Genomic DNA, 17,804 nt, shown 5'->3' with positions numbered 1-17,804 from the left:
GATGAAATACAATGCTTTCGGCAATACCGGCATCAAGGTCTCGCAGCTCTGCTTCGGCACCATGTCCTTCGGCGGTGACGCAGACGAGCAGGAATCCGCCCGCCTCTATGCCGCCTGCCGCGACAGGGGGATCAACTTCTTCGACACCGCGGACGGTTATTCGGGCGGCCGCTCGGAGGAGATCCTCGGTCGCCTGATGGCGAAGGAGCGGGACAACCTGATCGTCTCGTCCAAGTGCTTCAGCCCGATGAGCGACGACATCAACAACCGCGGCACCAACCGGCGGCATATCGCCAGTGCCGTCGAGGCGAGCCTCAAGCGGCTGGGGACCGACCGCCTCGACATCCTGTTCATGCATCAATGGGACTCGAGCGTCGCGCTGGAGGAAATCCTGCGGGCCCTCGAGAAGCTCGTCGCCGACGGCAAGGTACTCTATCTCGGCGCTAGTAATTACGCGGCATGGCAGGTCGCGAAGGCGCTCGGCATCTCCGACCATCGCGGCTGGCCGCGCTTCGATGTCCTCCAGCCGATGTATAATCTGGTCAAGCGCCAGGTCGAGACCGAGATCCTGCCGCTGGCGGCGGCAGAGAATCTCGCAGTCATGCCTTACAGCCCGCTCGGCGGCGGGTTGCTGACCGGCAAGTATGCCGGCGGCGCCGATGCCGCCGCCAGCCGCCTGTCGACCAACAAGATGTATACGAGCCGCTATCGCGAGGAATGGACGCACGAGGTTGCGGCGTCCTTCACCGCCTTCGCCCGGGAGCGTGGCCTCAACCCGATCAGTCTCGCGGTTGCCTGGGTCGGCGCCCATCCGGCCATCACCTGCCCGATCATCGGGGCCCGCAACGTCAAGCAGCTCGGGCCGTCGCTCGATTCGATCGATATCGAGATGACGCCGGAACTGCGTCGCGAGATCTCGGCGCTGTCGCGGACGCCGCCGCCGGCCACCGATCGCCTCGACGAACAGGAAGACGAAGCGCGCTAGCGCGTCCCGTCGCCCGCGCCGGCGGCTCGCCTTTCGAGTTCGGCGAGCTTGTCGACGCGGCGACGGAAATGCTCCTCGGTGCTGAAGTCGGACGCCAGGAAGGTGCGGACGACATCGGCGGCGATCTGGGGGCCGATGATCCAGGCGCCGATGCACAGCGTGTTGATGTTGTCATGCTCGACCGCCTGGCGGGCAACGAAGGTGTCATGCGCAACGGCGGCGCGAATGCCGGGCACCTTGTTGGCGGCGATGCAGGCGCCGGCGCCGGTTCCGCAGACCAGGACCACCCGCTCGACCTTGCCGTCGAGCAGCATCGAAACCGCCTTGTCGGTGACGTCGGGGAAATCGACCGGCTCGGCCGATGTCGCCCCGACATCGATCACCGCCTCGCAATGCTCGGCCAGCAGGTCGGCGATGAATCCCTTCATCGGGAAGCCGGCGTGATCGTTGGCGAGGCAGATCGCGCCGCGCTTCGGCACGGATATCGTGTTGGGCGAACGGGCTTCGTCGGTTGCCATCGGGGCTGTCCATCTGTTGCGTGACCGGCGGCGAAGCTCTCACACTCCGCCGCGACCGCCAAATCCGGTCAGCCGAGTTCGAAACTGGTGATGCCGTAGATTCGCTCGATCGGCAGCGAGGGCGCCGCGCCGCGGTACATGCGCGCCGTCTCGAAGACCGGCTGCAGTCCGAGGCGGCCGGCGAGCGCCACGGCTTCGCCATTCGGCTCAGGCACGTCGATCATCACCGCGCCGCCCCCTTCCGGGCCGACCAGGCCGTTGAACAGCGCCTCGGCAACCGTCGGCGTATCGGCGAAGAGCGGCCCGATCTTGTGGCCCTCCCGGCAGGGGCGGATCGTCCCGTAGCCCCGGATCCGGCCGTCCTCGACATAGCCGAGTGTCCGGCGGTGCTCCGGGTTGACCCAATGCCTGAGGAAGCCGTCGCGCGGCGCCGGCACGAGGTCGGCATCGTAGGCGGACAGGTCTGGCGAGAGGTCGGCGAGTTCGACCAGCGGATGATCGCCGGCCGGCTCGAGGCCGGGCACGCCGGCGAAACGGACATTCCGTTGTGCCAGATTGAATCCCGACCGGGCGTAGTTCGGCTGCTGGTCGACGACGCCGTCGAGGCCGATGGTGCGCTTGCCGAGGCGTTCGATTCCGGCATTCCAGGTCGCAATCCCGTGGCCTTGCCCGCGATGGTCGGGGTGGGCGATGTAGAAGCCGAGAAAGCCGTAGGCGTCGTCATAGGCGACCACCGAGATGCAGGTGACGGGCTTGTCGCCGAGCCAGCCGATGAGGAATCCCTCCGGGTCGGTCGGAAAAAACGCGTCGGCGTCGTGAAGGCCGGGATTCCAGCCTTCGGTGGCGGCCCAGTCGGTCATGGTGGCGAGGTCCTGGCGCGATGCCGGTCGGATCTCGAGATCGCTCATCTCATCTTTCCCGTCTGTCGTTTCCCCTTAGCATACCGGTTTTTCGTCGCCGGGCTTGCTTCCGATTGAGGTCGATGGCGGCAGGGTGCTAGCTTCGCCGGCATGAGCCGAACCGACCTCCCATCCCCCGCCAGGATCGTCTTTCTCGATCGCGAATCGCTGCCAACCGAAACGGTGCTGCGGTCGCCCGATTTTCCGCACGCGTTCGTTGCCTTCGAGCGCAGCGCGCCGGACGAGGTGGCGGAGCGCATCGCCGACGCCGACATCGTCATCACCAACAAGGTGCCGGTCAGGGCCGAGGCCATTGCCGGCGCCGACAGGCTCCGCCTCATCGCAGTCTCGGCGACCGGCACCGACATGGTCGACCTCAAGGCCTGCGCCGCCCATGGAATCGTCGTGTCGAATGTCCGGGACTATGCGTGCACCACCGTGCCCGAACACACCTTCGCGCTGATCTTCGCCCTGCGTCGCAGCCTGCTCGCCTATCACCAGTCGGTGCGGGGCGGCCGCTGGCAGACGGCGAGCCAGTTCTGCTTCCTCGATCATCCGATCGGCGATCTCGCCGGCTCGACCATCGGCATCATCGGCGGCGGGGCGCTCGGCGGTGCGGTCGGCGACATCGCCCGGGCACTCGGCATGACCGTGCTCTTCGCCGGGCGGAAGGGCGCGACGCCGGCGGAGGGCAAGGTGGCCTTCGAGGAGGTGCTGGCCCGCGGCGACGTCATCACGTTGCATGTGCCGCTGACGCCGGAGACCCGTGGGATGATCGGCGCGCCGGAATTCGCCCTGATGGCGCGCCATCCGATCCTGATCAACACGGCGCGCGGCGGGCTGGTCGATGAAACCGCGCTCGGCGCGGCGCTGGCCAGCGGCCAGATCGCCGGCGCCGGCTTCGATGTCGCAAGCGCCGAGCCGCCACCGGCCGATCACCCGCTGATGGCGCTGCTCGACCATCCGAATTTCATCCTGACGCCACATGTCGCCTGGGCGAGTCGCGACGGGGCCCAGGCGCTCGCCGACCAGACCATCGACAACATCGAGGCCTTCCATGCCGGCGCGCCGCGCAACGTTGTCGGCGGCTAGGTCCAGCCGGCCAATTGCCATACAACCTTTGCGCCAACCGACGGTGTCGGTGTATGGATCGTTCAGGACACCCGATCGAACGGTTGGCGCGCCAACCTGCTTCAGAGGACGTCAATGGAAGCCTTCAACGCCGGCGGAATCCTTGCCGCGATCCCGCTTTTCGGCGAGACGCTCGACAAGCGCCAGCTCGCCCATCTTGCCGCGCAATGTCACCTTGTCATCTATCCGCCGCGCTCCGTGCTGCTTGCCGAGGGTGATTTCGGTGACGCGATGTACGCCATCGTCAACGGCGAGGTCACCGTCTCCCTGCAGGACAAGCATGGCGGCGAACATGGTGTGGCGTCGCTCGGCGTCGGCGAGATCGTCGGCGAAATGTCGCTTCTCACCGGCATGCGCCGCAACGCGACGGCGGTGGCGCGAACCGAGGTCTCGGCGCTGGAAATCAGCAAGGTGACCTTCGAGGAGATGTTCAGCCGGGCGCCGGACCTGATCGACCGTTTCAGTGGTGTCCTCGCCAGCCGGCAGACCGAACTGGACCGCATCGCGGCCGGTGCCGATGCCAGCGCCGATGCGATCGGTGCCCGGATCAGGCGCTTCTTTTCGCGCCGCTAGTCGTTCGCCCGCTGTCGTGCTCCTGCGCTATTGCTCCAGCGCGCGTATCTCGTCATTCGCGCGGCGAAGGCGCTCCGAGAAGTCGCGCATCATGTTGCCGAGGATGGTGGTGAACAGCGCCGGGTGGGTCTTGCCGACCTCGCGCAACTGCTCGACGGAAAAGCCGTAGCACACGACCCGCTCGTCGGCGACGACGTCGGCGGAGCGGTAGCCGCCGTCGAGGAGCGCCATCTCGCCGAAGGTGACGCCGGGCCCCATCGAAGCGACGCGGACGAGGCGCTCGCTCTCGTTCTCGCTGTCGAGGCGAAGCTGGATGGTGACCGTGCCGCGCGCCACGACGAAGAAGAGGTTGGCTTCGTCGCCTTCCCTGACGATCGTCTGCCCCGGCTCAAAGACCATCGGCCGGACCAGACCCTCGAGGACCCGCAGGTCGTCGCGATCGAGCCCCTTGAAGATGTCGAGCTGGCCGAGCGAGAACTTGGTCCGGTCACCGCCCTCGTCGAATTCCGCGATCAACTGGTTCTCGCACCATTCGAGGGCCTGGTCGCGATGGTCGAAGACCCGTGCTGCGGTGTCATCATCCGCCGTCATTTCGTCCCGCAGCGAAGCGAGCGGGCCGTCGTCGGGAAGGTGGGCGAAGACCAGGTGGCGGTCCCGCGCCCGGAGCCAGGCCAGCAGGTCGCGCAGGAGGCGCCGCGCCGCCTTGTCGGCGTCGTGGACGCGGCGCAGGTCAAGGACGATGAACTCGGCTTCGGCAGCGATGGCGTCGACCCGCCGAACCAGGCGTTCCGTCGAGCCGAAGAACAGGCCGCCCTGGACCTCGACGACGGAGATCAGATCGCCCTTGTCATCGAGGAGCGAGCGTTCCTGCGGCGAGCGAACACGCTTCGAACGGACGACCGTGCCGCTCAGTTCGCGGCGGATCACGGCGCCGCTGTTGGTGTGGTTGCGGAAGACGTGGAGGCCGAAGGTCTCCGATATCTCGGCGCAGACCCGCACCCCGCGCACGCTGTGGCCATGGGCGTCGAGGCGCGGCGAGAAGACCCCGATGCCGATCTGTCCCGGGATCACCGCGATGATGCCGCCGGCGACGCCGCTCTTGGCCGGCATGCCGATCTCGTAGGACCACTGGCCGGCATAGTTGTACATGCCGCAACTGTTCATCACCGTCAGCACGTCCTGGATATAGTCTCGGTCGAGCGCCGTCTCGCCGGTCAGCGGGTTGACGCCGTCATTGGCGAGCGTCGCTGCCATCACCGCGAGGTCGGTGCAGGAGACGCGGACCGAGCATTGGCGGAAATAGATGTCGAGGATGGTTTCCGGCGCGCTGTGGATCATGCCGGAATTCAGCATCATGTAGGCGATGGCGCGGTTGCGGTGGCCAGTCGCCTGTTCCGATCGCAGCACCGATTCGTCGATATGGAGGCTGCGGCCAGCATGCTTCGACATGGTGCCGAGCATCGTCGCGATCCGGGCTTCGGGCGTGTCGCCCTTGATCAGTTCGGCGGCGGCCATCGCACCGGCATTGACCATCGGGTTGTACGGCCGGTTGTGAACCTCGTCGAGAACGATGGAGTTGAACGCCTCGCCGGTCGGCTCGACCCCGATATGGGAGAGGACGAAGTCGCGGCCATATTCGGCCAGCGTATAGCCGTAGACGAAGGCCTTGGAGATCGACTGGATGGTGAACGGGTGGTCAGCGTCGCCGACGGTGTAGACCCGGCCGTCGACGGTGGCGATGGCAATGCCGAAGGTTTCCGGATCTGCCCGGGCGAGTTCGGGAATGTAGGTGGCGATCTCGCCGTCAGTGACACCGGCGATGCGCTGATGGAGATCGGCAAGGTAATGGTCGATGGGGCCGATCGACGATTGGGCGCCGAGCGGCGATTTGGCTTCCATTCTCTAGACTTGAACCCCGTTCGCTGGCGCGGCGGGCCGCGATTGCTCTGACCGAACCAAGTTCCGTGCCAGACGAACTGCGGCGCCTATCCCGGTGTCGCGTCGGTTCCTTTGCCTATGGAATAAGCAAATGACGTTTTTTGCAGTCATTCTCGGGCATCGGCGGAGGTTTACTTCGCCGGCAAAGCGGCAATCGGTGCCTCTGGCGTCTCGACGTGTTCGGGCCTGACGCCGATGCCGACCAGCCGTCCCATCCGGCGCTGGACAAAGGAGAAGTCGCTGCCCATCCGGACCGGCAGGGGCGGCTGGAAGTCGTCACCCTCGGCCAGGGCCTTCCTGATGATGTTGTCCTGCGCGAGAATCTGGAGACGCTGCGTGAGGCGGGCCGGAAACTGACGACGCTTCTGCACCGCCGCCAGATCGTCGGCGCTGACCGTGCCGGCGGCAAGCGGCGCGGCGAGCCGGTTGGCCGCGGCGACGGCGTCCTGCACCGCCAGATTGACCCCAACGCCGCCGATCGGCGACATGGCGTGGGCGGCGTCACCAATGCACAGCAGCCCCGGCCGCGACCACTGCTCGAGACGGTCGACCCGGACGGTCAGCAGCTTGATCTGATCCCAGCTCGTCAGGCCCCCAGTGCGATCGGCGGCGAAAGGCGCGATCGCCGCCAGCCTGGCGCGGAACGCCGGCAGGCCTTCGGCGACCAGCGCATCATAGCCGCCCTTGGCGATCAGATAGGCGCATTGCCAATAATCGCCGCGGTTGATCAGGACGAGGATTCGTCCGGCCTTGGCGATCAGCGCCGGCTCATCCCCTTCGTTGGCCTCGCGTGGCAGCCGCATCCACAGCACGTCCATCGGCGCGCCAAGGTTTTCGACCGACAACCCGGCGCGCTCCCGGACGATCGAATGCCGGCCATCGGTGCCGGCGACGAGGTCGGCCCGAACCTCGATTTCGCCGTCGGCGCCTGTCGCCCGGACACCGACGACGCGGCCATCCTCCTCGATCAGGTCGGTGACCTCGGTCCCCATCAACAGCCGGAAGCCGGGGTAGCGGCGTCCATGCCCGGCCAGGAAGTTGAGAAAATCCCATTGCGGCATCAGGGCGATGTACTTGCACCGGGTCGGCAGGTGAGAGAAGTCGGCGCTGAGCCGGGTCGTGCCGAGATGCAGATCGAAGCGATGCGCTTCCTGGTGCGGGAGCTTGAGAAAGGCGTCGAGCAACCCGAGTTCATGCATGACCTCCAGCGTCGAGGCATGAATGGTGTCGCCGCGAAAGTCGCGGAAGAAATCGGCGTGTTTCTCCATCACGGTGACATCGACGCCGGCGCGGGCCAGCAGGAAGCCGAGCATGACGCCGGCCGGCCCGCCGCCTACGATGGCGCAGGTCGTCTTGCGTTTCGCGTTGGCCATGACTGATCCCCCCGGGCGCTGACGTCAGGTCGGTTTCGCTACGTCGGATGCATCTTGATGCCTCCGGCGCCGCATCGCCAGCCCTGGTTGCGCGAATACCGGGTTGAATTGGCATCGCTGGCCCGTGATGCTCCGTGGTGTATTCCGGGGTGACAGGATATGTCGGGACTGGTGAATGGCAATGCGCATGAGGCTGGTCTACGCGCTGATGATCGTCGCGGTCCTCGCCGGCACCGTCTGGCTGCGGGTCGCCGATCCGGTTTTCCTGCAGGCGCTTCGATCGCTCGCCTTCGATACCTACCAGCGGCTCCAGCCGTCATCCTATAACGACAACACGGCTGTCCGCATCGTCGCCATCGACGACGAGTCGCTCGATCGCATCGGCCCGTGGCCGTGGCCGGGGGAAGTGATGGCCGCGTTGCTGGCGGACGTCGCCGACAGGGGGGCGGCGATCGTCGCCTTCGATGTTCCTTTTCCGCACGGCGACGACGAAGCCTTCGCGGCAACGGTCGCGGCGTCGCCGTCGGTCCTGCCGGTCGTCCTCACCAATCTGCCGACGGACGATCCGGTGCCGCCGGCCAAGGCGTCGTTCGTCTTTTCGGGCGACGATCCGCTGCCCTACATGCCGTCCTTTGCCAATGTCGCCACCAACGGCCCGGCCCTCGATGCGGCGGCGGCCGGGCTCGGCGCCATTACGCGCCCCACGAGCGGGGACGGTGTCTTTCGCAGGCTGCCATTGGTCTCGCGCATCGGGTCCACCATCCTTCCGGCCCTGGCGCTCGAGGTCATGCGGGTCGCCCAGGGCGCGGGCAGCTACACGCTGACCGCGTCGGCCGACGGCGGCGGCTGGTCCTTCGGCCGGCCGCCTGGCATCACCGGCATCGCGGTCGGCGACGTCGCCGTGCCGACCGATCCCGACGGCGGCATGCGGCTCGACCTGCGCCCGGCCAACCCGGCAGCGCATGTCCCCGCGTGGCAGGTACTGGAGGGGACGGATGACGGCGCGACGATTGCCGGGCGGATTGTCGTCGTCGGCCTGACCGCGGCGGCCCATGCCGACTTCCGATCGACGCCGCTCGAAGCGTCGATCACCCGCGTCGAACTTCAGGCCGAGGCGATCGAGCATATTCTTTCGGGACGAACGGTCACCCGGCCCGGCCATGCCCTCGCGATAGAGATCGGCGTCGTTGTCGTTGTCGGGCTTCTGCTCGCATGGCTACTCCCGCGCCTTCGACTGGTGGCAGGCGTTGCGGCCAGCGTTGTCGCCATCGCCGGCATCGCGGTGGCGGGCTGGTTCGCCTATCGCGATCTCGGCCTGGTCTTCGATCCGACATGGCCGGTCCTGTCGGTCTGGGTTCTGGCGGCGCTGGCGGCGCTTCTGCTGCATCGCCGCCTCGAGGCGCGGCGGGCGGAAATCCGGGCCGCCTTCGGCGGTGCGCTGTCGCCCGCCGCGATCGACGCGGTGATGGTTCGGCCGGACCGGCTGGTGCTTGGCGGCGAGACGCGGGAACTGACCGTGTTGTTCTGCCAGATCCGCAACTTCGCAGCGATCACCGAGCAGCTTGAGCCGCGCGACCTGGTGGCGTTCGTCAATCGCATCTACACCGCGACCAGCGACGCTATCCTCGCCCATCACGGCACCATCGCGCGCAATATGGGCGACTCCCTCCTGGCCTTCTGGAACGCGCCGCTCGACGACGAGGAGCACGCCGCCAATGCCTGCCGCGCGGCGGCGGCGGTGCTGCGCGACATGCGGGGCATCGATGCCGGGTTGGGAGATGGCTCGATCCCCGGCGAGGAGTCGGCCTGGGAGGCGGTCGGTATCGGCGTAGCCACCGGAAACTGTGTTGTTGGCAATCTCGGTGGCGGCGAGCGGTTCGACTACACGGCGATCGGCGACGACGTGGGGCTGGCAGCGCGGCTCGAAAGCCTGTCGCGCTTCTACGGTGTCGGCATGGTCGTCGGCGAGGCGACGGTCGACGCCATGACCGAGCCGCGAGTCCTCGAGCTGGATCTTGTCCGGGTAAGGGGGCGACGACGCCCGTTGCGCCTGTTCACCACGGTCGAGGCGATCGACGCCGATGCGGCAACCCTCGACCAGCTGGCGCCGATCCACGCTGCGATGATCGCCTGTTTTCGCAACCGGGACTGGGACGGCGCGGAGGCGGCCCTGCACGATTGCCGGGCCTTCGGCGTGCGCGGGCTGACGACCTTCTACAGCCTCTACCGAACCCGGATCGCGACCTTCCGGGAGATTGCCCCGTCCAACGATTGGGATGGCGCCGATGCGACGACCTTGCAGTGAGGGGATCGTGTGACCTAGGTCATATCTGCCGCGACGGAACGGTCGCAGGCTCGGTGGCGCGGCGCGCCACCGGTGTGGGAATTTGGGGGTAAGAGTGACGGATCCGTTTATTGCGCTGCTGGTGGTATTCACCATCCTGCAGGTCAAGCATTTCATCTGCGACTACCCGCTGCAGACGCATTATCAACTGAAGAACAAGGGAACATACGGTCACCCGGGAGGGATCCTCCACTCGGGTATCCAGGCGCTGGGAACCATCGCGGCCTTCATCGCGGTACCGCCGACCCTGGGGCTCGGCGTGGCGATCGTCGTCGGCGAATTTCTGGTCCACTATCACGTCGACTGGATCAAGGCGAACGTCATGCGCCGGGCCGGCTACACATCCGATCAAAGCCAGTTCTGGTGGGCGATCGGCGCCGACCAGTTGATCCATCATCTGACCTATGTGGCGATCGGCGGCATTCTCGTCGGGGTGATGATCGGCACCAGCTAGCCGGCAGCCGTGCGAACCCGCCTGGGTGTGGCCGGGGCCTTCGCCTTCGCGCCGGCATACTCGGCGACACTGTCGCGGATGAGGAGCGAGCAGGGCAGGCGGGCGCCCTTCGATTCGACCTGGGCGCCCGACATGCGAAGCACCAGGTTCTCGGCGCCCAGCCGCCCCATCTCGGCGCGCGGCTGGAGCATCGTGGTCAGGGCGGGGTCGTACATGGCCGAGTATTCGATCCCGTCGAAGCCGGCGACCGATACATCTTCGGGCACCCGCAGCCCCGCGTCCTTCACCGTCTTGATGAAGGCGATGGCGAGTTCGTCGCTGGCGGCGAAGACCGCGGTCGGCCGCTCGCATTCGAGGCCGAGGAAGGTGCGCGCCGCCTTGACGCCGGCGGTGAAGTTGAACTTGCCCGGCCAGATCAGGTCGTCGTCGACGGCGATGCCGGCGTCGATCAGCGCATCGCGATAGCCGTTGAGCCGCTCGCCGGTTTCGACATTGGCTATCGGGCCGGTGATGTGGGCGATCCGCCGATGGCCGAGCGAAATCAGGTGCTCGGTCATCGTCCGGGCCGCGGCGTGGTTGTCGACCTCGAAGACCGGCAGTCCGCTCGACGGAATGTCGTTGGAGATGAGGGTGATCGGCACCACGCGGTCGAGTTCGGCAAAGTCGGCGCCGGGCAAGCGGCCGTTGAACAGCAGGACGCCGTCGACCTGGCCGGCGCGGACAATGCGGTCGTAATGCGCTTCCCGTACCGGGTCGCTGCGGGTGTCGCCGAAGATCACGCCGTATCCGGCGCGGGTCAGAACCTCCTCGACCGCGTTGATGATGACATTCCAGAAGGAGTGTCCCAGCCCCGGCAGCAGGCACAGCACGATCTTGGTCGAGCGGGCGCGCAGGTTCCGTGCCGTGGCGTTCGGCGTGTAGCCGGTCTCCGCGATTGCCGCCATCACCCGGCTGCGGGTCGGTTCGGCGACGCGCTCCGGGTCGGTGAGCGCCCGGCTGACGGTCGCCGTCGATACGCTGGCGCGCCTGGCGACGTCGAGAATCGTCGCGCGTCGGGTCGCCCCGCGGGGCTGCGTGCCGTCGGACCTTGCCATGGCGAGCGTGAAAATCCCTGTCTTTTCCCGGCGCGACGCACCGGGACCGGCGCCCCGTATATCATTTTCCGCGGTCCGCGTTGACATCAGTTTGCACGAGGCTAAAATTGATGTAAACGTTTTCACCTTGCGGTGGAGAAAGTGAGTTGGGGAGTTGACATCTTTTCTACTTCCCATAATGTCGATGTAAACGATTACAGGATCGCGCATCTGGGAGGATGTTCCTGTGATCTGATGTTGCAGTGCAATAAGCGCTTGTGCTTTTGCCAAAGGGAGGAACGGAATGAAGACTTTTACGAAAAAGTTGCTCGGAACCATGGCTTTCAGCGCGCTGATGGCCGGGAGCGCAATGGCGACCGAATGCGAGGTCACGCACTGGTGGACGTCCGGCGGCGAAGCCGCTGCCGTGGCTGAATTCGCCAAGGCTTTCGATGCGACCGGCAACAAGTGGGTCGATGGCGCGATCGCCGGTTCCGGTGGCGTCGCCCGCCCGATCATGATCGGCCGCATCACCGGCGGCGATCCGATGTGCGCCACCCAGTTCAACCACGGCCGTCAGGCCGAGGAACTGGTCGAGGCCGGCCTGATGCAGGACCTTACGGAACTCGCCGAGAAGGAAGGCTGGCGCGATGTTGTCCATCCGTCCTCGCTGCTCGACAGCTGCACGCTCGACGGCCGTATCTACTGCGTGCCGGTCAACATCCATTCATGGCAGTGGCTGTGGCTGAGCCGCCAGGCGTTCGAGGATGCCGGCGTCGATGTACCGACCAACTGGGATGAGTTCGTCGCGGCCGCTCCGGCGCTCCAGGCGGCTGGCAAGATTCCGCTGGCGATGGGCAATCAGGCCTGGCAGGCCTCGGGCGCCTTCGGCGTGATCACCGTCGCCCTTGGCGGGATCGACCTGTGGACGAAGATCAACGTCGACAAGGATGGCGATGCGGCAGCCGGTCCGGAAATGGCCAAGGTCTTCAACGCCGCCGCGGCCGCGCGCGAGTTCCGCAAGAACTCGAACGTCCAGGACTGGAACCAGGCCACCAATCTCGTCATCACCGGCAAGGCCGGCGGACAGATCATGGGTGACTGGGCGCAGGGCGAATTCCAGGTTGCCGGCCAGGTGGCCGGTGAAGACTACGAGTGCCTTCCGGGTCTCGGCGTCAACCAGGTGATTTCGACCGGTGGTGACGCCTTCTACTTCCCGAAGCTTGACGATCCGGAGAAGACCAAGGCCCAGCTGGAGCTTGCTTCGCTGATGCTGTCGAAGCCGGTCCAGGTCAACTTCAACCTGAAGAAGGGCTCGCTCCCGGTTCGTGGCGACGTCGATCTGGCCGCCGCCAACGACTGCATGAAGAAGGGTCTCGCGATCCTCGCCGACGGCAACATCCTGCCCGATGGCAACCAGACCCTCTCGCCCGACACGACGGGCCAGATCGAGGATCTGATGACCGAATTCTGGAGTGATGACAGCATCACTGCGGAAGACGCCCAGGCGCGTTACGCGGAAATCATCGCCAACGCCGACTAAGCGCTGGTTCACGAAGCTGTCCGGCGGCCCCCGAAAGAGGGGTCGCCGGGCGACTTCCCCATATTTCCCGCGTCGCATAAGGGGCTGGGCGTGTCGAGACCTGCTGGAAGCCGGCTCTTCCGAAATCTGAGCGCCAAGATCGCCGCCTTGCCGATGATCGCCACGGCCCTGGTCGTGTTTGTCGGCGGCACCGTCTGGACGGTCGTCTATTCCTTCACCGACTCCAAGCTGCTGCCGCGGCTGAACTTTGTCGGTCTGGAGCAGTATGAGCGGCTGTGGGCGACAAACCGCTGGCTGATCTCGATCGAGAATCTGCTGATTTACGGCACGCTGTCGCTGATCTTCTCGCTGGTCATCGGCTTCGTGCTGGCGGCCTTGCTCGACCAGAAGATCCGGTTCGAGAACACGTTTCGCACGATCCTGCTCTATCCCTTCGCGCTCTCCTTCATCGTCACCGGCCTGGTCTGGCAATGGGTGCTCAATCCGGATTTCGGCATTCAGCACATTGTCCGTTCGCTGGGCTGGGAGAGCTTCGCCTTCGACCCGCTCTACAATGCCGATATCGTCATCTACGGCCTGCTGATCGCCGGGCTATGGCAGGGCACGGGGCTGATCATGTGCCTGATGCTCGCCGGGCTGCGCGGCATTGACGAGGATATCTGGAAGGCCGCCCGGGTCGATGGCATTCCGATGTGGCGAACCTACATCTTCATCGTCATTCCGATGATGCGGCCGGTCTTCATCACCACGCTGGTGATCATCGCCTCGGGCATCGTGCGCGTCTACGACCTGGTGGTCGCCCAGACCAGCGGCGGACCGGGGATCGCGTCCGAGGTGCCGGCCAAATACGTCTACGACAAGATGTTCCTCGGCCAGAACCTCGCCCAGGGCTTTGCCGGGTCGACGATGATGCTGCTCGCGGTGCTCGTCGTCATCATCCCCTGGGCCTATCTCGAATTCGGTGGCAAGAGGCGTCCGACGTGAACAATCCCGCAACGCTCTCCGTCGCCGTCGCCTCGGCCGATGTCATCAACGAAAGGTCCGGCGCGTCTGCCGGACCGCGTGGGCCGCGTCCCAAGCGACGCTTCTCGCGGCGCAACATCATCATCTACGGCACGCTGATCGTCGTCGCGCTCTACTACCTGCTGCCGCTCTACGTGATGGTCGTCACGTCGCTGAAGGGCATGCCCGAGATCCGCGTCGGCAATGTCTTCGCTCCGCCGATCGAGATCACCTTCGAGCCATGGGTGAAGGCCTGGGCCGAAGCCTGCACAGGGCTCAATTGCGAGGGCCTCAGCCGTGGCTTCTGGAACTCGGTGCGCATCCTCATTCCGTCGGTCATCCTGTCGATCATTATCGCCTCGATCAACGGCTATGCGCTGGCCAACTGGCGTTTCAAGGGCGCCGATGTCTTCTTCACCATCCTGATCTTCGGCGCCTTCATTCCGTATCAGGTGATGCTCTATCCGATCGTCATCCTGCTGCGCGAACTTGGCCTCTACGGTTCGCTGACCGGCCTGGTCATGGTCCACACTATCTTCGGCATGCCGATTCTCACTCTTCTGTTCCGCAACTATTTCACCTCGCTGCCCCAGGAATTGTTCAAGGCGGCGCGGGTCGATGGCGCGGGATTCTGGGGCATCTACCTGCGGATCATGGTGCCGATGTCGCTGCCAATCTTCGTCGTCGCCATCATTCTGCAGGTGACCGGGATCTGGAACGACTTCCTGTTCGGCGTCGTCTACACGAAGCCGGACCTCTATCCGATGACGGTTCAGCTGAACAACATCGTCAATTCCGTCCAGGGCGTGAAGGAATACAACGTCAACATGGCGGCGACGATCTTGACCGGCGCCGTGCCGCTCATCGTCTACTTCATTTCGGGCAAACTGTTCGTCCGCGGCATCGCCGCCGGCGCGGTCAAGGGTTAGAGCGGTGGCAAGCGTATCGGTTCGCGATCTCGACGTTACCTTCGGTCATCTGAAGGTCCTCGAAAAACTCAATCTCGAAGTCGAGGAGGGCGAGTTCATCGTCCTGCTCGGTCCTTCGGGTTGCGGCAAGTCGACGTTGCTCAATTCGGTCGCCGGTCTGCTCGACATCACCGATGGCGAGATCTGGATCGCCGGCGACAATGTCACCTGGAAGGAGCCGAAGGACCGCCACATCGGCATGGTGTTCCAGTCCTATGCGCTCTATCCGCGGATGACGGTCGAGGGCAATCTGTCCTTCGGTCTGAAGGTGGCGCGGGTTCCCAAGGACGAGATCAAGCGGCGCATCGACGGCGCGGCCAGCTTGTTGCAGATCGAGTCGCTGCTGAAGCGGCGTCCGTCGCAGCTCAGCGGCGGCCAGCGCCAGCGCGTCGCCATCGGTCGTGCTCTGGTCCGCGACGTCAATGTCTTCCTGTTCGACGAGCCGCTGTCCAACCTCGACGCCAAGCTGCGCACCGAGCTTCGTGTCGAGTTGAAGAAGCTCCACCACAAGCTCAATTCGACGATGATCTATGTCACCCACGACCAGATCGAGGCACTGACTCTCGCCGATCGCGTCGCGGTCATGCATGGCGGGGTCATTCAGCAATTGGCGCCGCCGAAGGAGATCTATCGCCGGCCGGTCAATCGTTTTGTCGCCGGCTTTGTCGGTTCGCCAGCGATGAACTTCATCGAAGGGACGCTGGTCGGCGGCAAGGGCGCGCCGGCCTTGCGCCTCCCCGACGGATCGGAGGTCGTTCTCGCCGGTTACGATTTCATCGACGTTCCCGGTGAAGGCCGTCCGGCGGTGCTCGGGGTGCGTCCGGAACAGGTCGAGCTCGCCTCGAGCGAAGCCAATTCCGGCATTTTCAGGATCGAGGTGTCTCTGGTCGATCCGATGGGCGCCGACAGCCTCCTGTGGGGCTCGGTCGGCGCGGATACGGTATCGGTGCGCATCGGGCCGGACGACGACTACAAGGTCGGCGAAACCGTCACCGGGCATTTCTTCCCCGACCACGCATCCGTCTTCGACGCCGCGACCGGCGCTCGACTCTAGCAAAAATCGTTCAACAGATCGGACTGACGATGACGAATTATCGGATTTCGTTCCAGCTTTACAGTGCGCGCAATTTTCCTCCCGTCGATGCCCAGCTCGCTTTCCTCGCGGAGCTCGGCTTCGACGCGGTCGAGCCCTATCGCGGCGCCTATGGCGACGACCCCGCCGGCTTCCGCAAGATGCTTGACGCCGCCGGGCTCGCCTGTCCGACCGCCCATATCGGTCTGGCGGACCTCGACGCGGACCGCACTGCGGTGGTCGGGACGGCGAAGATCCTCGGCCTCGAGACGGTCATCGTGCCGGCGGTGCCGCAGGACCAGCGGTCCAACGATGCCGACGGCTGGAAAGCGCTCGGCCAGAAGCTTCAGGAGCATGCCGCCGCCCTTGGCGAGGCCGGTCTGAAACTCGCCTGGCACAATCACGCCTTCGAGTATGTGACCCTCAGCGACGGGTCGCGGCCGATCGAGCATCTGCTTGCCGGCGCGGACGTCCTCTGGGAGCCGGATCTCGGCTGGATTCTGCGCGGCGATTGCGACATCCCGACCGAGCTCAACAAATTCCTCGGCAAGATCGTCGCCTTCCACATCAAGGATGTGGCGCCCGAGGGCGTGACCGAGGACGATGGCTGGACCAATGTCGGCGCGGGCATCATCGACTGGCCGGCGGTGTGGCCGACCATTCAGTCCGCCGGCACCAATCTTCTGGTTCTCGAGCATGACGCGCCGTCGGACTGGCGCGACTTTGCCGAGAGCTCCTTCAAATTCCTCACCGGTCTCACCGGCAAGTAACAGGGGCGGGACATGGCGCGACGCGCGGCGATCGGCATCATCGGATGCGGAGTGATTTCGGACACCTATTTCAAACTCGCACCGCTGTTCAAGGGTGTCGAGATCGTCGCCTGCGCCGATATCGCGCCGGCCTATGCCAAGGCCAAGGCCGAACAGTTTTCGGTGCGGGCGCTGTCGGTTGACGAGATGCTCGCCGACGCGGGCATCGATGCCGTCATCAACCTGACGGTCCCCGACGCCCATTACGCGGTCAGCCTTGAAGCGCTCACCGCCGGCAAGCATGTCTATTCCGAGAAGCCGCTGGCGCTGACCTACAAGACGGCGAAGAAGCTGGTCACCGAGGCCGACAAGCGTGGCCTCAAGATCGGCGCTGCGCCGGATACGTTTCTCGGCGGTGGCGGGCAGACGGCGCGCAAGCTGATCGACAAGGGCACGATCGGCGAGGTCGTTGGCGGTTCGGCCCATGTGCTCAGCCATGGCATGGAGCACTGGCATCCCAATCCCGGCTTCTTCTTCAAGCCGGGCGCCGGTCCGATGTTCGATATCGGCCCCTATTATCTCACCGCGCTCGTCAACCTGCTCGGTCCGGTCAAGACCGTGGCGGCGATGGCCAAGAAGAGCTTCCCCACCCGCACCGTGTCGGCCGAAGGGCCGATGAAGGGCAAGCAGATCAAGGTGACGACGCCAACGACGATCAACGGCGTCCTCGAATTCCGCTCCGGTGCCCAGGTCACCATCGGCACCAGCTGGGACGTGTGGAAGCACGGTCACGCCAATCCGATCGAGCTATACGGCACGAAGGGCAGCATGCTGGTGCCCGACCCGAACTTCTTCGGCGGCATCGTCTCCTGCTCGGATGGCGACGGCGACTACGTCGAGACAGATACCGCGTCGGTTGCCTTCGGTGCCGGCAACTGGGAAGGCCGGCCCGGAACGCCGAAGCGGTCCAACTACCGGATGCTCGGCGTCGCCGACCTGATCGACGCCGCCAACAAGGGCCGCGAGCCGCGCTGCTCGGGGCGGCTTGCGGCGCATGTCGTCGACATCATGGAATCGGTGCTGGTCTCCGCCGCCGACCGCAGCTTCGTCAAGGTTCGCTCGACCACCGATCGTCCCGCGCCGTTGACCGCTGCCGACGTCAGGCGTATCGCGAAGTAGAGG

Annotated in this window: 16 protein-coding genes; 11 read left to right on the top strand and 5 right to left on the bottom strand. The window is 65.5% G+C overall.

What is annotated here, in order from left to right; genetic code table 11:
• The first annotated feature begins 1 nt into the window (after position 1).
• On the top strand, positions 2 to 985 hold the full coding sequence (locus BLT60_RS02690) for an aldo/keto reductase (RefSeq protein WP_090874645.1): 984 nt from the start codon (positions 2 to 4) through the stop codon (positions 983 to 985).
• Here BLT60_RS02690 and BLT60_RS02685 read toward each other — a convergent pair.
• Both BLT60_RS02685 and BLT60_RS02680 read right to left on the bottom strand, forming a co-directional pair.
• Positions 982 to 1,503, bottom strand: a complete 522-nt coding sequence (locus tag BLT60_RS02685; RefSeq protein ID WP_090874644.1) for an RpiB/LacA/LacB family sugar-phosphate isomerase — start codon at positions 1,501 to 1,503, stop codon at positions 982 to 984. The genes BLT60_RS02690 and BLT60_RS02685 overlap by 4 nt on opposite strands.
• Before the next feature lie 68 nt (positions 1,504 to 1,571).
• Positions 1,572 to 2,411 carry a GNAT family N-acetyltransferase gene (locus BLT60_RS02680; RefSeq protein WP_090874643.1) on the bottom strand — a complete coding sequence of 280 codons (840 nt, stop codon included), beginning with the start codon at positions 2,409 to 2,411 and terminating at the stop codon, positions 1,572 to 1,574.
• A gap of 102 nt (positions 2,412 to 2,513) precedes the next feature.
• Between BLT60_RS02680 and BLT60_RS02675 the strand changes: the two genes are divergently transcribed.
• Both BLT60_RS02675 and BLT60_RS02670 read left to right on the top strand, forming a co-directional pair.
• On the top strand, positions 2,514 to 3,494 hold the full coding sequence (locus tag BLT60_RS02675) for a D-2-hydroxyacid dehydrogenase (RefSeq protein ID WP_090874642.1): 981 nt from the start codon (positions 2,514 to 2,516) through the stop codon (positions 3,492 to 3,494).
• A 114-nt stretch (positions 3,495 to 3,608) separates the two neighbouring features.
• Complete coding sequence (locus BLT60_RS02670) at positions 3,609 to 4,106, top strand: cyclic nucleotide-binding domain-containing protein (protein ID WP_090874641.1); 498 nt, start codon at positions 3,609 to 3,611, stop codon at positions 4,104 to 4,106.
• Positions 4,107 to 4,133: 27 nt separating this feature from the next.
• On the opposite strand, the gene glsA is transcribed toward BLT60_RS02670, so the two are convergent.
• Together glsA and BLT60_RS02660 are read right to left on the bottom strand one after the other, a co-directional pair.
• Positions 4,134 to 6,005, bottom strand: coding sequence for a glutaminase A (gene glsA, locus BLT60_RS02665; RefSeq protein ID WP_090874640.1), 1,872 nt, complete (start codon positions 6,003 to 6,005; stop codon positions 4,134 to 4,136).
• Between the two features lie 170 nt (positions 6,006 to 6,175).
• Positions 6,176 to 7,417 carry an FAD-dependent oxidoreductase gene (locus tag BLT60_RS02660; RefSeq protein WP_090874639.1) on the bottom strand — a complete coding sequence of 414 codons (1,242 nt, stop codon included), beginning with the start codon at positions 7,415 to 7,417 and terminating at the stop codon, positions 6,176 to 6,178.
• A 175-nt stretch (positions 7,418 to 7,592) separates the two neighbouring features.
• Here BLT60_RS02660 and BLT60_RS02655 point away from each other — a divergent pair, with 175 nt between their 5' ends.
• Positions 7,593 to 9,722, top strand: coding sequence for a CHASE2 domain-containing protein (locus BLT60_RS02655; protein WP_090874638.1), 2,130 nt, complete (start codon positions 7,593 to 7,595; stop codon positions 9,720 to 9,722).
• A gap of 94 nt (positions 9,723 to 9,816) precedes the next feature.
• A complete protein-coding gene (locus tag BLT60_RS02650) occupies positions 9,817 to 10,215 on the top strand; it encodes a DUF3307 domain-containing protein (protein ID WP_175478262.1) in 399 nt (132 codons plus the stop codon).
• On the opposite strand, the gene BLT60_RS02645 is transcribed toward BLT60_RS02650, so the two are convergent.
• Complete coding sequence (locus BLT60_RS02645; protein WP_175478261.1) at positions 10,212 to 11,309, bottom strand: LacI family DNA-binding transcriptional regulator; 1,098 nt, start codon at positions 11,307 to 11,309, stop codon at positions 10,212 to 10,214. The genes BLT60_RS02650 and BLT60_RS02645 overlap by 4 nt on opposite strands.
• 283 nt (positions 11,310 to 11,592) lie before the next feature.
• Here BLT60_RS02645 and BLT60_RS02640 point away from each other — a divergent pair, with 283 nt between their 5' ends.
• The 6 genes from BLT60_RS02640 to BLT60_RS02615 all read left to right on the top strand — a co-directional run bounded on the left by BLT60_RS02640 (position 11,593) and on the right by BLT60_RS02615 (position 17,801).
• Positions 11,593 to 12,831 (top strand): ABC transporter substrate-binding protein, encoded by a 1,239-nt coding sequence (locus BLT60_RS02640; RefSeq protein ID WP_090874635.1) that lies wholly within the window; start codon positions 11,593 to 11,595, stop codon positions 12,829 to 12,831.
• A gap of 90 nt (positions 12,832 to 12,921) precedes the next feature.
• Positions 12,922 to 13,815, top strand: a complete 894-nt coding sequence (locus BLT60_RS02635) for a carbohydrate ABC transporter permease (protein WP_425284951.1) — start codon at positions 12,922 to 12,924, stop codon at positions 13,813 to 13,815.
• Between the two features lie 44 nt (positions 13,816 to 13,859).
• On the top strand, positions 13,860 to 14,762 hold the full coding sequence (locus BLT60_RS02630) for a carbohydrate ABC transporter permease (RefSeq protein WP_244521133.1): 903 nt from the start codon (positions 13,860 to 13,862) through the stop codon (positions 14,760 to 14,762).
• A gap of 4 nt (positions 14,763 to 14,766) precedes the next feature.
• Positions 14,767 to 15,855 (top strand): ABC transporter ATP-binding protein, encoded by a 1,089-nt coding sequence (locus BLT60_RS02625; RefSeq protein ID WP_090874632.1) that lies wholly within the window; start codon positions 14,767 to 14,769, stop codon positions 15,853 to 15,855.
• Between the two features lie 29 nt (positions 15,856 to 15,884).
• Positions 15,885 to 16,643, top strand: coding sequence for a sugar phosphate isomerase/epimerase family protein (locus BLT60_RS02620; RefSeq protein ID WP_090874631.1), 759 nt, complete (start codon positions 15,885 to 15,887; stop codon positions 16,641 to 16,643).
• A 12-nt stretch (positions 16,644 to 16,655) separates the two neighbouring features.
• The gene (locus BLT60_RS02615) at positions 16,656 to 17,801 is read left to right on the top strand and encodes a Gfo/Idh/MocA family protein (protein WP_090874630.1); all 1,146 of its coding nucleotides are present in this window, start codon (positions 16,656 to 16,658) and stop codon (positions 17,799 to 17,801) included.
• Positions 17,802 to 17,804: the final 3 nt, after the last annotated feature.

Origin of the sequence: Bauldia litoralis, assembly GCF_900104485.1 — a bacterium.
Lineage (GTDB): Bacteria > Pseudomonadota > Alphaproteobacteria > Rhizobiales > Kaistiaceae > Bauldia > Bauldia litoralis.
This window is presented reverse-complemented; position numbering and strand designations above follow the sequence as displayed.